We start from the raw sequence: 13,833 nt of genomic DNA, 5'->3' as shown, positions 1-13,833 counted from the left end.
ATCGCTGTGACATGAACACTGTGCTGCGAGCCCCAGCGTCCCAGGGCGACCGTGTCTGAGGCCTCGGAAACGAAACAGGGGGGTGGACTCGTCGTGGCCGGGCTCACCGGTGAACCGGTGGTCGCTGTGGCTAACGATCCCCTGCACCGGGCCGATGAGAGGGATATCGGACACTGAGAAGATCGCGTGTCGCCCCTCCACGAGCCCGGACAGACGCAACACGGCCGGGATCCGGCCACCACCACCGGGCGAGGGGACTCCGGTGGTCTCGGCCATCTCGGTGACGGTGCGCGCGCTGGAGGAACAGGACCCCAGGCGAGGGGGAGGGGGGCCGTGTCCTGAGGCAAGAGGGCGCGGTGCTGCCAAACCTACGGTTGGTCGGTGACCGTTCGGGGTGCTGCTGACTGCGCGAAGGGTGCGCGCCCATCGGGTGCCGCGTCGGGGATCACCGCACTGGACTGGACTGGCTGGAACGGGTCGACGGGGACCATGACATCCCGGTGTCGGCCCGTTCCAGTCGATGACGGCCCAGCTCGTGGTCCTGGATCAGGCCGCGAACCACTCCTCCAACCAGCCCTGCATGAGCTCGATCTCCGCCTGCTGGTCCTCGATCATCTTCTCCGCCATGGCTCGCAACTCGGGGTCGGTGCCCATCTGCAGCTCCATCTCGGCCATCTCGAGAGCCATCTGGTGGTGGGCGATCATCTCTTCGAGGAAGGCCTTGTCGAACTCATCCCCGGACCGTTTCGCCAGCTCTTCGAGGCTCATGCCGTCCATGCCGTCCATGCCGTCCATCTCGCCCATCATGGCGCCCTGCATGTCGGCATTCATGCTCCGGCCATGGCCGCCATGGCCATGGCCGTGGACGTGGTGCCCGTGGCCGTGGTGGTGGCCGTGTCCATGGTGGTGGTGTCCCGGGGTGTTCTCGGCGGCCAGCCGCTGGGCCGCTGCTTCCAGTTGCTGGATCTCCTCGGTCTGGGCCTCGATGATCTTCTCCGCCAGGTCACGGATTTCGGGACGCTCGGACTTCTGCAGGGCCAGCTCGGCCATGTCGGTGGCACCTTGGTGGTGGGGGACCATCATCACGGCGAAGTGGCGGTCGTGGTTCATGTGCCGCTCAGCGCCCGTCTGTGCGGAGGCGGAGGCAGGCTGGTGCGTCGGGGACGCGACCGCCGCGGTCGCCCCGGCACCGCTGAGGGCCAGCGCCAGGGCCGTCCCGGCGGCCAGGTGCTTGAACGTCGACGTCATGACGAATCTCTCTTTCGCAGCAGCCCGTACTGGACCTGCACATCGTGGTGTTTGCTCTGTTCAGCCTCGGGTCGAGGCGGACCGATCCATCCACGGTAGCCCCGCCGCAGCTGGCTTCGCCGGGCTGGGAGGGCTGGGCGGTAGATCTTCACTGAACCTTCAAGAGCGGGCCCATCAGGCGGCCAGATCGGGGTGTTCCCCGGCGGTGGATGGGTGCAGGCATCTCCGGTTCTGACCGACCGATCCTGGATGCTGATCAGGTGGGGGGCACACCCGCCGCCCGCCACGAGCGGCATTCGTGGCGGACGGAGGGTTGGCTCAGCGGAAGGTGACGTAGCCGACCGTCGGCATGGCATTCACGCTGTGCACGAAGGTGCCCTGGGTGGGATTCAGCGCGGAGATCATCTTGCCGCCACCAAGGTAGATCCCGATGTGGGCCCCGCCGTTCTGGACGACGAGGTCGCCAGGCTGCGGGTCGGTGGTCAGGGTGCCGGCCGCCCACTGCTGCTGGCTAGTGCGGGGGAGGTCGATGCCCTGCTGGGCGTAGACCCACTGGGTGAAGCCGGAGCAGTCCCAGGCGCCGAAGTCCGTGCCGCCCCAGACGTAACCGGTGCCGGCTCCCTGCATCGCTGTGCCCACGATCCCGGAGGCGCCGGTAATTTCGGTGATGTCCGCCGATTGGGTGGACACCGCCACGGCCGATGTAGCCTGCTCGGGCGCGGCCGGGGCCTGGGAAGAGGCGGTGGAGACGGTCTGCGGGGCGGCCGCGGGCTGGGAGGCCGCCGAGGTGTAAGTCGTCAGTGCGGACGCGGGGGTCGCGTAGGCGGGGGCGGTCTCTGCGGGGACCTCGGCGTAGGCCTGGGCCGGGGCGATGGAGCCGATGAGCACCGCACCGGCGGTGGCAGCGATCGTGGTGTTGCGCACGGCGTGAGAGGTGGTCTCGGCACGGTGGCGGGCAGCGTGGCGCTTGAAAACAGTCATGGGTGAGTTCCTCCCTTTGCCTACGAGGTGAGCTGTCGGATGCGGGTGGGAGACACCCGGCCGGCAGAGCGCACGCGCTCTGCCGGCTTAACCCCAAGGCCCCGGATCACCGGGACCGAAAATGGTTCCCCCGCTTCTGCCAAGCGATATCTCTTCAGGAACCTCGAGCACCGGCAGAATTCGGCGATGTGCACGAGGGCGCCGACCGGATCAGTCATCGGCACGCAGTGGACAGTAGCCCATCCATAACGAAAGTGTCACGTTTAGGTCACGGCCTGGATTCTCTCCTCAGTCGGGAGCGGGAAGCTGTGATTCCGGCCTCGGAAAAATACGCCCCGAGGAAGTGAAACCGTCACGCAGCAGGACCCGTCGCGTAGCTCACACCGGTCTTTCAAAGCGCTCTGACTAGGACACATGGCATGGTGGCGCGCGTTTCGCTGGACGCAGCCGACAGCGACAGGGCTCTGCAACCATGCGCAGTCTTCAGCGCGGGCCGGGCCAGCACCAAGATTGTTGGGGAGGATTTTCAAGGTGGCTCACAGTTTGGGAGGGCTTCGGAAGTGCCCTTCCGAGGCCTTAGGGCAGGGTTTCTTCATGAAATCTCCATATTCAGCCCGCTGCACCGATGTAGAGGCCAGGTAGTGAGGCGGGATCGCGGATTCTTGAGGCGTTGATCTTCATCAAATCTTCAAGCTTTCGGGTCGCGTCACACAGAATCGGCAGTTTACTGTCGATGACATGGCGGGCTGGCTCCGGCCGGTTCGTCTCCTCGACCGAACCGACGAAGGAGCAAGCCATGACCCATCACGTGAGCGCGATGCTGGAGACCTACCCGAAGGACCTCGGGGGAGTGGACCAGGGCAAGCTGGCGGCCTGTATCGAGGCCTGCTTCGAGTGCGCCCAGACCTGCACCGCTTGTGCCGATGCCTGCCTGTCCGAGGACATGGTCGCCGAGCTGACCAAGTGCATCCGCACCAATCTCGACTGCGCGGACCTGTGCGAGGCCACCGGGCGGGTGCTCTCCCGGCACACCGGCTACGACGCGAACATCACCTTGGACGCGATCCGGGTCTGCCAGATGGCGTGCAAGGCGTGTGCTGATGAGTGCGAGCAGCACGCGGACATGCACGAGCACTGCCGGATCTGTGCTGAGGCCTGCCGTCGCTGCGAGGCCGCCTGTGCGGCACTGGTCGCCTCCCTGGGCTGAGCCCAGACTCGCGCTGACCCACGGACGCCGATGACCGGCCTCCGTCGGTGAAAGAGGAGCCTGATGGGCTGATCGGGCGTGCCCGGATGCGGGTTCCCTCTTCCCCCCGCCCCTTGTTCAGTACAGCTCTGCCCGCGCGGTTTGTTCACGCGCAGGGTACGGGGCTGATGACCGAGCCGGCACCTCGGGGTCGAGCTCCTTCATTGCGGAAGAGAGACATCATCATGCGTTCCATCCAGTTCCCTGGCCGTCGCACGGCGGCCGCCGCCTCCACCGTTGTCGTCGCCACGGCCCTGTGGGGCGGGGCCAGCGCCCCAGTGTTCGCCCACGGACAGGTGACCACCCCGGTCTCGTCCCACGCCCAGGATCAGGCCCCGGAGGACATGCTCGGCCCCGATCCCACCTCCCCGACCGCCTACGAATTCGGTGAGACCCTGGCCGGTTTGGAGGGCGAGCAGCTGGAGGTCACTTTCCTGGCCGAGATCATTGGCCACCACCAGGCCGCGATCGAGATGGCCCAGCTGGAGCTCGAGCGCGGGACCAGCCCGGACATCCGCACCCACGCGGAGAACATCATCGCCAGCCAGCAGCACCAGATCGACCAGTTCACCACCTGGTTGGAGGAGTGGTACGGGTTGACCCCGGAAGAGGCCAAGGCTCAGGCCCCGGAGGAAGCACAGGAGGAGATGAAGATCCTGGAGGAGGAGACCCGGATGATGGTCGAAGAACTGGCCGCTGTTGAGGCTGGCGAGGACTTCGACGTCGCTTTCGTGCAGAAGATGATCCCGCACCACAACGGCGGGATCGTCGAGTTCCTCGAGCTGCAGTCCCGCGCTGATCATGCTCAGCTGCGGGTGGCCTCCAGCGCTGGGATCACCGCGCAACAGGCGCAGATCGCGGACTTCCGCACCTGGCTGGCCGGCCAGAACTGAACGAGCACGCTCATGGTGAGGGGCCCGTCCACCGACGGGCCCCTCACCGTGAGCCGGTCGCGCGACCGGCTTCAGGGGTGAGTGTGGGGCTGCTGCCCGGTGCTGTTCGCCCCGTCGCGCCGGCGGACGACGACCCACTGTGCGACGACGATGATCAGGGCCACCACGGCGGTGACCACCAGGGTGAACGGGTCCGACTGGGCCTTCAGCAGCACGAACGGCACGAGCACCGCGGCGTCGAGCAGGATCGCGATCCCGGGGATCCAGGGCTTGGCCCCGACATCGTCCTTGAGGTGGCGCAGGATGCCGAGGTGGATGGCGATGTCCATGGCCAGGTACAGGATGGCGCCGAGGGAGGCGATCTGGGACAGGTCGAAGAACGCGGCCATCAGCATCGCCAGCCCGGCCGTGATGTAGAGGGACTGGTGACCCTCCTGCCCCGGCAGCCCGGGGGCCTGGCCCATGTCGCGGAGCATGTCGTAGAGCTTCGAGACCGAGAACAGGCTCGCGACCAGTCCCGACAGCGTCGCGACGACGGCGATCACCACGGTCAGCGTCACACCCCAGGCGCCGAACATCGGCTCGGCCGCCTCGGCCAGGGCGTAGTCCCGGGCCGCCACGATCTGCGGCACGGTCAGGCTGCCGGTGACCGCGACGGTGATCAGCAGGTAGAGCACGGTGCATAGGGCGATGGAGATCATGATGGAGCGGCCGATGTTGCGCTGCGGCTGCTGCAGGTCCGCGCCCTGGTTGGTGATCGTGGTGAAGCCCTTGTACGCCAGGATGCACAGGGTGGTCCCGGCCAGGAAGCCCAGCCAGCCCGCCTCCGGTGGGGTGCGGTCGGCGGCGGTGAACAGCCTGCCCAGGGAGGACACCCCTGCCGCGAGGATGCCCGCGACCGCCAGCACGGCGATCCCGACGATCTTGATTGCCGCGGTCACCGTGGCGGAGCGCTCCACCCACCGGTTGCCCACCAGGTTGACCAGGGCGGCGGCCGCGATGGCCACCACCGCCAGCACCGGCACCCACACCGCGGAGTCCTGCAGGCCGAAGGGGCGCAGCAGGTAGGAGGCGAAGGTGCGGCCCAGCAGGGACTCGGCCAGGATCATCGACACGTACATGAACAGGGAGAAGGACCCGGCGAGAACCCCGGGGCCGTAGGCGGCCTTGAGTAGCATCGCGATCCCGCCGGAGGACGGGTTGGTGGCCGAGTAGCGGATGTAGGAGTAGGAGCTGAACGCCACGACCACGGCCCCGGCGAGGAACGCCCAGGGCACCCAGCCCCCGGCCAGCTCCGCGACCTGCCCCACGAGGGCGAAGATGCCCGCACCGATCATCACCCCCGTGCCCAGGGCGACGGATCCGGTCAGGGAGAGCTTCTGCTGCGTCTGCGTGCTGTCGTTCATGGGGAGCTGCACGTCCTTCCTGCCGGGGTGCGATCGTTTCTCGGCGGTGGGGTTGTCGGACAAGGTCGGTGGGTCGGGCCCACCGCCGCTCAGCGGACCTCGAGGGTGCCCATCATGCCGAGGTCTTCGTGGTCGAGGGTGTGGCAGCGGAAGACGGGGCGGCCGCCGAAGTCGTCGAAGGCCACCCGGACGGTGACCCCCCCCCGAAGGCCGGGATGTTGACCACGTCCCGCCACCGCGGTGCGGAGACGTCGCGGCCCTCCTCGGCCACGACCTGCAGGGGTCACACGTGCAGGTGCACCGGGTGGTCCAGGGGGCTGGAGTTGGTCAGGGTCCACACCTCCACGGTGCCCACCCGGACCCGCTGGTCGGTGCGCTCGGCGTCGTACCCTTACCCGTCGATCGTGAAGGACATCATGCGGCCCGGTCTTCCTCCGCCGCATCCAGGGACAGCTGCTGGCGGCGGCTCAGCGGGCTCACCGGTCGCCTTCTTCCAGGGTCCGTAGGCGTTCCCGGTACTCCTCGGTGTTGATCTCTCCGCGGGCGTAGCGCTCCTGGAGGATCTCCCGGGACCGGCGCGGGCCTGCACCCGTCGTCGGCGGCGCGGTGCCGCCCTGCCAGGTGCCGCCGCCCGAGCCGCTGGTGAACGCCTTCACCAGCACGAAGACCAGCACCACCGTGCCCCCGATGAGCAGGAGCCAGAACAGCCACATCCACCCCATGCCGTCACCCCACATCATGACGGGTTCCTTCCGTGGTAGTTGGCGCTGTTCCGGGGCCGCCCTGTAGCGGCCCCGGACGACCTGCGGAGTCTCAGGAGCCGCTGGGCAGGCCCTGGAGCAGGCCCTCCATCTCGGTGATCTCGGCCTCCTGGGCCTCGATGACGTCCTGGGCCAGGGCCACGGCCTGCGGGTTCTGCCCCTGCTCGACCTGGTCGCGGGCCATCTCGACCGCGCCCTCGTGGTGGGCGGTCATCTGCTCCAGGTACAGCCGGGAGGCCTCGGTGCCCTGGGCGTCCTCCAGGGCCTGCATGTCCTCCTCGCTCATCATCCCGCTCATCCCCGCCCCGGAGCCGTGGTCCATGCCCTCCATGCCGCCGGACTCCATCATGGGCTCCTGGCCCCAGGCCTCGAGCATGGCGTTCATGCGCTCGATCTCCGGGCCCTGGGCGTCGATCACCTGCTGGGCGAAATCGGCGACCTCGGCCGGCACCTCCTCCTTGGCCAGCAGCGTCTCGCTCATCTCCACGGCCTGCTCGTGGTGCGGGACCATCATCTGGGCGAACATCACGTCCGCGTCGTTGTGCTCTTCGGCGATCGGCTCCTCGGAGGCCGAGGTGGTGCTGGGGGTCTCGGGGGCGGCGGTGGCCGGGGCGGCGGTCTCCGCGCTCGTGCCGGTGTCCTGCTCGTCGGCGCCGGTGCCGCAGCCGGTCAGGGCCAGGGCGGAGGCCAGGGCGAGGGTGCTGAGGGCGGTGGTTCGCTTCATGGGGGTGTCCTTCTCTTCTTGTCGGTTGTGTCGGTGGGTCAGTGGGTGGGGGCAGTCGTGGACTGCTCGGCGGGACGGCGGTCCTCGGCGCTGACGGCGGCCAGATGGGCCGGGTCGAGGTCGAGGCGGCGCAGCAGCTGGGCGTTGAGCGCCACCACGATCGTGGACGCCGACATCAGCACCGCGCCCACGGCCGGGGACAGCACGATCCCGATCGGCGCGAGCACCCCGGCGGCCAGGGGCACGGCGACCACGTTGTAGCCGGCGGCCCAGACCAGGTTCTGGATCATCTTCCGGTAGCTGGCCCGCGACAGCTCGATCATCGACAGCACGGACCGGGGGTCGTTGCCGGCCAGGACCACCCCGGCCGACTCCATGGCCACGTCGGTGCCGGCGCCGATGGCGATGCCGACCTCGGCCCGGGCCAGGGCGGGGGCGTCGTTGACGCCGTCGCCGACCATGGCCACGGTCATCCCCCGGGACTGGAGCTCGACGACCTTGGTGTCCTTGTCCTGCGGGAGGACCTCGGCGAAGACCTCGTCGATGCCGAGCTCGGCGCCCACGGCCTCGGCGACCTGGCGGGCGTCGCCGGTGATCATCGCCACGCGCACCCCCCTGTCCTGCAGGGCGGCCACGGCGGCGCGGGACTCGGGGCGGACCTTGTCCTCCAGGGCCAGGGCACCGATGACCGCTCCGTCCCGGAGCACGTGGAGGACCCCGGCGCCGCGGCTGGTCCACTCGTCCACGCCCGCCCGCAACGGCTCGGGGGTGTCCTGGTCGAGCTCGCGCAGCATGTTCGGCCCGCCCACCAGGACCTCGGCCCCGTCGACGGTGGCCTTCACGCCGCGGCCGGTGGCCGCGCGGAAACCGGTGCCCTGCAGGCCCAGCCGGGGGGCCTCGGGGTGCTCGGCGGCGGCGCGCACGATGGCCCGGGCCACGGGGTGCTCGCTGTCGGCCTCGGCCGCCGCCGCCCAGGCCAGCAGCTCACCCTCGGAGACCCCGGGGACAGGGGCCGTGCCGGTGACGGCATGCGCCCCTTCGGTCAGGGTCCCGGTCTTGTCGAAGAGCACCACGTCGATGGTGCGCATCCGCTCCAGGGCCAGCCGGTCCTTGATCAGCACCCCGGCCTTCGCCGCGCGCTCCGTGGAGATCGCGATGACCAGCGGGATCGCCAGGCCCAGGGCGTGCGGGCAGGCGATGACCAGCACGGTCACGGTGCGGATCACCGCGTCGTCGGGGCTGCCCAGGACCGTCCAGGCGATGGCGGTGAGGATGCCGGCGGCCAGGGCGAACCAGAACAGCAGCGCGGCGGCACGGTCGGCCAGGGCCTGGGCCCGGGAGGAGGACTCCTGGGCGGCCGCGACCATCCGCTGGATCCCGGCCAGGGCGGTGTCGGCGCCGACGGCTTCCACCCGCACGCGCACGGTGGTGTCGGTGGCCACGGTCCCGGCGACCACCGTCTCGCCCACGGTGCGGGCGACGGCCTGGGATTCGCCGGTGATCATGGACTCGTCGAACTCGGCCGTCCCGTCGACGATCTCCCCGTCGGCCGGGACCCGGGCCCCGGGGCGGATGAGCACGACGTCGCCCACGGCCAGCTCGGCGACGGGCACCGTGACGGTGTCGCCGTCGACGACCTTCTCGGCCTCGTCGGGCAGCAGCGCGGCCAGGGCGTCCAGGGCGGAGGAGGCCGCCCCGAGGGCGCGCATCTCCATCCAGTGGCCCAGCAGCATGATGACCACCAGCAGGGCCAGTTCCCACCAGAAGTCGAGGTCGAACCCGCCGATCCCCAGGGTGGTGACCCAGGAGGCGACGAAGGCGACGGTGATGGCCATGGCGATCAGCAGCATCATCCCCGGCTGCTTCGACTTCAGCTCGGTGAGCCCGCCGCGCAGGAACGGGGCACCACCGTAAAGGTAGATGACGGTGCCCAGCACCGGAGGGATCCAGGTAGAGCCCGGGAACTCGGGGACGTGGTAACCCAGCAGGTGCCCGACCATCGGGGAGAAGACCACTACGGGGATCGCCAGTACCAGCGAGAGCCAGAACTTGTTCTTGAACATCGCCGTGGAGTGCCCGGCGTGCTCGCCGTGGGTGTGGACCTGGTGGTCCTCGTCCACCGCCGAGTGGGCGTGGGCGTGCGGCATGGCCTGCCCGTGGGTGTCGGCATCGGCGTGCCGGCCGCGGTGGGCCGCGCCGTGGTGATCGGCGGGGTGGTCCGTGTCGTGGCCGGTGTGCGCCTGGCCCGGGGCGGTGGGGCGGTCGTGGTGCTGCGGGGTGCTCATGGCGTTCCTTTTCGCGCAGGTCCCTGGCGGGCCAGGGCGGTGGTCGGTCTCGTCAGGCGGTGACGAGGGTGTAACCGGCTTCTTCCACTGCGGTGCGGACCGCCTCCGTGCTCAGCGGGTGTTCGGCGGTGACCGTGACGGTGGAGGCCCCACCGGCCACCAGGTCCACGTGCACCTCGCTCACACCCTTCAGGGCGGTGAGCTCCTCGGTGACGCTGGTGGCGCAGTGGCCACAGGTCATGCCCTGAACCTGGTAGGTCGACGTCGTGCCGGTAGCGGAAGCCGTCCCAGCAGCAGGAGCCGCGTGATCGGCGGCGGGGGCGGGTGCGCAGCAGGCGCAGCCGGTGGAGGCCATCGGCAACGGGGAGCGGGTCTCGTGGCTCATGTGAAGCTCCTTCGATCGATTCGGGCGGTAGGACCGGATACGTCCTCACCACCCCCAGGTATATACCCCCCAGGGGTATGTTGCAAGCGTGGGGTCATGCGGCGACCGTGGTTTCACGGGGGCGGTGCCGGGTGGGGCGGGGTAGCTCCACGGTGAAGACCGTCCCAGCTCCGGGACCGGAGGAGCTGACGTTCAGCGTTCCGCCGTGGGCCTCGACCAGGGCCCGGGAGATGGTCAGGCCGATCCCGGAGCCGCCGTGGTCGCGGTCCCGGGCGGTGTCCCCGCGCCAGAAGCGCTCGAACACCTGGGGCAGGTTCTCGGCGGCGATCCCGTAGCCGGTGTCGGCCACGACCAGGCCGAGACGGCCGGGGCCGTGGACGGCGGCGCGCACGGTCACCGTGCCACCGGGCGGTGTGTGGCGCAGGGCGTTGGTGAGCAGGTTGCCCAGCACCTGACCCATCCGCTGCCGGTCCACCTCCACGACCCCGGCGGCATCCTGCGCCTCGAGCACCAGATGCACGCCCTTGGCGGCGTAGGCCTCCCGGTGGGCCTCGACGGCGGTGCGCAGCAGCTCGTCGACGGGTTGTGCGGTGCGCTCCAGCTCGATCCGGCCCTCCTCGGCCCGGGAGACGTCGTGGATGTCCTCGACCAGGCGCGTGAGGCGTCCCAGCTGGTCGGTCATGAGCTCCCCGGTGGCCTCGTCCCAGTGCGTCACCCCGTCTTGGAGAGCCTCGCAGTAGACGGAGAGCACCGAGATCGGAGTGCGCATCTCGTGGGCCAGGTCCGAGAGCATCCGCCGGCGGGTGTCCTCGGTGCGCTGCAGACGGGTGGCCATGGTGTTGAACGAGGTGGCGACCGCGTCCACCTCGGTGCCGGCACCCAGGGCCGGGACCCGGGTGTCGTAGCGCCCGCGGGCCATGGACTGGGCCGCCTGGGTAAGTGCGGCCAGGGGCCGCTGGAGGCGGCGGGTGAAGAACCAGGTCACCGCCGCCGCGCACACCACAGCAGTGCTCAGGGCCGCCCCCAGGATGATGAGGTTGGTGTCACGGTAGGCCTGCTCCACGTGCAGGAGTTCCGGGGAGTTCTCCGAGTGCCCGGCCATGATCAGGTGTTCGTGGAAGATCGGGGGCCCGGCCAAGGAGGCCACGGCCACGGCGGCGAGGATGCTGGCGGCCACCACGATGGCCTGGGCCAGGAAGAACCGGGAGGCCAACCCCCAGCTGTGCCGCCGGCCGCTCACCGGCTCACCATCCGATAGCCGACCCCGCGCACGGTGTCGATGTAGGCGCTCTGATCCTCACTGAGTTTCCGGCGCAGGTGACCGATGTGCACATCCACCAGCCGCTCATCGCCCACCCAGGCCGGGTCCCACACGGTGTCGATGAGCTGACGACGGGACAACGCCTGGTGCGGCCGCGCCGTCAGGGCGGCCAGCAGGTCGAACTCGGTGCGGGTCAACCCCACCGGCTCACCGACCACCCGCGCCTCATGGGCGGTGAGATCGACGGTCAGGTCCCCGAACACCCGGGCCGGCTCCACAGCAGTCACGGTCGTGCGGGGCCGGCGCAGCACCGCGGCCACCCTCGCGACGAGCTCACGCACACTGAAAGGCTTGGTGATGTAGTCATCGGCCCCGGCCGCCAGGCCGGCCAGCTTGTCGTCTTCGTCCCCGCGGGCGGTGAGCATCAGCACGTAGCACTCGGAGAAGCCCCGGATCCTGCGGCACACCTCGATCCCGTCCAGCCCGGGTAACCCCAGATCCAGCACCACCACATCAAAGCTCCGGCTGCGGGCGGCCTCCACGGCGTCGGGCCCGGTGTGGGCGGTGGCCACGTCATAGCCGGCGCGGGTGAGGTAGGTGGCGATCATCCGGGCCAGGGGCTTCTCGTCGTCGACCACCAGCACCCGCCCGGTCACCGCATCGATGCCAGAATCCATGACTTCAGTGTCCCCTCCGTCCGCACCGCATTCGTGCCGGAGACTGGTCGGGGGAGGAATCTTCGCCAAACCTTCACGGAGAACGCCACAGGGTCCCTCCCCGACCGGTCGACAATGGTGGATGGCCCTCGCAGTGTGGTGCGAGGCGGAAAGGACCCATGAACCCCCTGACCCGTAGAACCCTGCTCGTGGGCGGCCTCGGCCTGCTCGGCACCGGCGCCCTGGCCGCGTGTACTTCCCCGGCGGAGAGCCCGGCACCGGCCGGAGCGAGCAGCACCGGCACGGCGATCACCCATGTGCACGCCATCACCCGCGACACGGTGACCGGAGGCGGCGCAGGAGCAGGAGCAGGAGCAGGGGTGATCCTGCTGGCCACCCATGAAGGGCTGTTCCGTCTCCAGGACGGGGAACTGACTCAGGCAAGTCCGGTCGTGGACCTGATGGGCTTCACCGTCACGCCCGAGGGCCGCTATCTGGCCTCGGGCCACCCCGGTATCGGCACCGATCTGCCCGAACCGGTCGGGTTGATCGAATCCACCGATCAGGGCGAGACCTGGGAGGTGCTCTCGAGGGGCGGGGAATCGGACTTCCACACCCTGGCCGCCGGTCCGAACGGGGTGCTCGGCTTCGATGGGCAGCTGCGCGCCAGCTCCGACGGGCGCACCTGGGACACCCTCGAGATCCCCTCCGCCCCGGCCGCCCTGGCGATCGCCCCGGGCACAGGCACCATCCTGGCCACCACCGAGGACGGCGTCATGCGCTCCCAGGACGACGGTGCCACCTGGGACACCCTGGACACCCCGCAGCTGATGTCCCTGATCGCCTGGGCCGACGACAAGACCATCGTCGGGGCCGGGGTCGACGGGAACCTGCTGACCAGCGCAGATGCCGGGGAAACCTGGACGGCCAGTGACCAGCCGATCGGGGAGATCACCGCCCTGGGGGCCGGGCTCACGGAGGAAGGCGAGACTGAGGCCCTGCTCGTGGCCGACGGAACCGTGCTGCGCACCACCGACGGCGGGAACACCATCGAACAGCTGCTTTGACCCCGTTCACGTTCACCCGCTCGTGGACGAGTCTCCCTGGCACGCCCACGTCTCAAGCGTTCACGCACAATGCCCGCCCACAATGCCCGTCAATGTGCGCGCCTGGAGCAGGGCAGCAGGAGCTGTCCCTCAACCGATGCCGGGGCAGAACAAGAGACCCCTGCTCTCTGCAGGGGCCTCTTGAAGGATGCCGGGGGCAGGCTACGCGCACTCGTCGTAGTGGTCCTCATGCTCCGCATGCCGGTGACCGTCGTGGAGATAATCCACATGATCGCCGTGTTCAACGGTCTCGTGCCCGCAGTTCTCTCCGTGAGTGTGTTCTGCTTTGGTGTGCTCGGCCTGCTTGTCGTGACCAGCCATGATGATCCCCCTTGGACGTACGGGCCCAGGACAGGCTCGTCTTTCCAGTGGAGCACCGGCACCAGGATCTGGCAATGCTTCTGCGGGACCACCAGGGCGAGACCCGGCCCTGCCCGAAGTGCACGCTTCTGCTGACGAAGCAGAAATTTCCTGGCGGATCTCCCACCCTAGAACTCAGGGACCAAACGCGCTATCGCTGATTGATCCGCGGACACTGGCTGCATCAGTAGCTCGACGCGACCTTCTTTACATATGGCCGGTTAGCGGCCGGGCTCCATGTCGGCCCTTGGGCGTCTGGCATCCATGCGCTCCGGGACTGTCCGATAAACGGTGTGTGGGGTCCGGCGGTTTTCATCAGTGAGTGGTTCTCTCGAACCGTCCGGCGAAGGTGATCGCGAACGCGTTCAGCGCCGGCTTCCACCTCATCACCCAGCGTGCTCTACCGCCGCCGGTCGGATCAAGAGACCGGGTGACGAGGTAGAGGCACTTCAGCGCAGCAGCCTCGTTCGGGAAGTGCCCGCGCGCCCGCACCGCCCGCCGGTAGCGGGCGTTGATCGACT

The 13,833-nt window shown here is 69.2% G+C and carries 16 protein-coding genes and 1 riboswitch; of the genes, 3 read left to right on the top strand and 13 right to left on the bottom strand.

Annotated features, from left to right (window positions below):
* Positions 1–546: 546 nt before the first annotated feature.
* From CK505_RS16265 to CK505_RS18280, 3 genes are all read right to left on the bottom strand, one after another.
* A complete protein-coding gene (locus CK505_RS16265; protein WP_095651722.1) occupies positions 547–1,248 on the bottom strand; it encodes a DUF305 domain-containing protein in 702 nt (233 codons plus the stop codon).
* A 318-nt stretch (positions 1,249–1,566) separates the two neighbouring features.
* A complete protein-coding gene (locus tag CK505_RS18580) occupies positions 1,567–2,229 on the bottom strand; it encodes a C40 family peptidase (RefSeq protein ID WP_047803065.1) in 663 nt (220 codons plus the stop codon).
* A 5-nt stretch (positions 2,230–2,234) separates the two neighbouring features.
* Positions 2,235–2,425: riboswitch (cyclic di-AMP (ydaO/yuaA leader) on the bottom strand.
* 413 nt (positions 2,426–2,838) lie between these two features.
* Positions 2,839–3,027: a hypothetical protein gene (locus CK505_RS18280; protein ID WP_141246848.1), complete on the bottom strand. Its 189-nt coding sequence runs from the start codon at positions 3,025–3,027 to the stop codon at positions 2,839–2,841.
* On the opposite strand from CK505_RS18280, the gene CK505_RS16255 reads away from it, so the two are divergent.
* Together CK505_RS16255 and CK505_RS16250 are read left to right on the top strand one after the other, a co-directional pair.
* Positions 3,026–3,436 (top strand): four-helix bundle copper-binding protein, encoded by a 411-nt coding sequence (locus tag CK505_RS16255; protein WP_047803066.1) that lies wholly within the window; start codon positions 3,026–3,028, stop codon positions 3,434–3,436. The two genes, CK505_RS18280 and CK505_RS16255, sit on opposite strands and share 2 nt — an antisense overlap.
* A gap of 224 nt (positions 3,437–3,660) precedes the next feature.
* Positions 3,661–4,368: a DUF305 domain-containing protein gene (locus CK505_RS16250; protein WP_047803067.1), complete on the top strand. Its 708-nt coding sequence runs from the start codon at positions 3,661–3,663 to the stop codon at positions 4,366–4,368.
* A 71-nt stretch (positions 4,369–4,439) separates the two neighbouring features.
* Here the strand turns inward: CK505_RS16250 and CK505_RS16245 are convergent, their stop codons facing one another.
* From CK505_RS16245 to CK505_RS16210, 9 genes are all read right to left on the bottom strand, one after another.
* Entirely contained in the window at positions 4,440–5,774 is a 1,335-nt protein-coding gene (locus CK505_RS16245; protein WP_075872539.1) for an APC family permease, read from the bottom strand.
* An 89-nt stretch (positions 5,775–5,863) separates the two neighbouring features.
* Positions 5,864–5,959 carry a hypothetical protein gene (locus CK505_RS19100; RefSeq protein ID WP_331457110.1) on the bottom strand — a complete coding sequence of 32 codons (96 nt, stop codon included), beginning with the start codon at positions 5,957–5,959 and terminating at the stop codon, positions 5,864–5,866.
* Between the two features lie 98 nt (positions 5,960–6,057).
* Positions 6,058–6,114, bottom strand: coding sequence for a hypothetical protein (locus tag CK505_RS19095; RefSeq protein ID WP_238986074.1), 57 nt, complete (start codon positions 6,112–6,114; stop codon positions 6,058–6,060).
* 136 nt (positions 6,115–6,250) lie between these two features.
* On the bottom strand, positions 6,251–6,514 hold the full coding sequence (locus CK505_RS16235) for an SHOCT domain-containing protein (RefSeq protein ID WP_047804183.1): 264 nt from the start codon (positions 6,512–6,514) through the stop codon (positions 6,251–6,253).
* A 73-nt stretch (positions 6,515–6,587) separates the two neighbouring features.
* Positions 6,588–7,259: a DUF305 domain-containing protein gene (locus CK505_RS16230; protein ID WP_047804184.1), complete on the bottom strand. Its 672-nt coding sequence runs from the start codon at positions 7,257–7,259 to the stop codon at positions 6,588–6,590.
* Positions 7,260–7,297: 38 nt separating this feature from the next.
* Entirely contained in the window at positions 7,298–9,544 is a 2,247-nt protein-coding gene (locus tag CK505_RS16225) for a heavy metal translocating P-type ATPase (RefSeq protein ID WP_095651721.1), read from the bottom strand.
* 52 nt (positions 9,545–9,596) lie between these two features.
* Positions 9,597–9,929 (bottom strand): heavy-metal-associated domain-containing protein, encoded by a 333-nt coding sequence (locus CK505_RS16220; RefSeq protein ID WP_058874192.1) that lies wholly within the window; start codon positions 9,927–9,929, stop codon positions 9,597–9,599.
* Between the two features lie 94 nt (positions 9,930–10,023).
* Positions 10,024–11,169 carry a cell wall metabolism sensor histidine kinase WalK gene (locus CK505_RS16215; protein ID WP_095651720.1) on the bottom strand — a complete coding sequence of 382 codons (1,146 nt, stop codon included), beginning with the start codon at positions 11,167–11,169 and terminating at the stop codon, positions 10,024–10,026.
* The gene (locus CK505_RS16210) at positions 11,166–11,867 is read right to left on the bottom strand and encodes a response regulator transcription factor (RefSeq protein WP_047804188.1); all 702 of its coding nucleotides are present in this window, start codon (positions 11,865–11,867) and stop codon (positions 11,166–11,168) included. Before CK505_RS16210 ends, CK505_RS16215 begins: the two co-directional genes overlap by 4 nt.
* Positions 11,868–12,025: 158 nt before the next feature.
* On the opposite strand from CK505_RS16210, the gene CK505_RS16205 reads away from it, so the two are divergent.
* Complete coding sequence (locus tag CK505_RS16205; RefSeq protein ID WP_047804189.1) at positions 12,026–12,913, top strand: F510_1955 family glycosylhydrolase; 888 nt, start codon at positions 12,026–12,028, stop codon at positions 12,911–12,913.
* 714 nt (positions 12,914–13,627) lie between these two features.
* Here the strand turns inward: CK505_RS16205 and CK505_RS16195 are convergent.
* The coding region (locus tag CK505_RS16195; protein ID WP_176475294.1) for a transposase at positions 13,628–13,833 on the bottom strand (206 nt) is incomplete at its 5' end.

This window comes from Kocuria sp. WN036 (genome assembly GCF_002287015.1).
GTDB lineage: Bacteria > Actinomycetota > Actinomycetes > Actinomycetales > Micrococcaceae > Kocuria > Kocuria rosea.
This window is presented reverse-complemented; position numbering and strand designations above follow the sequence as displayed.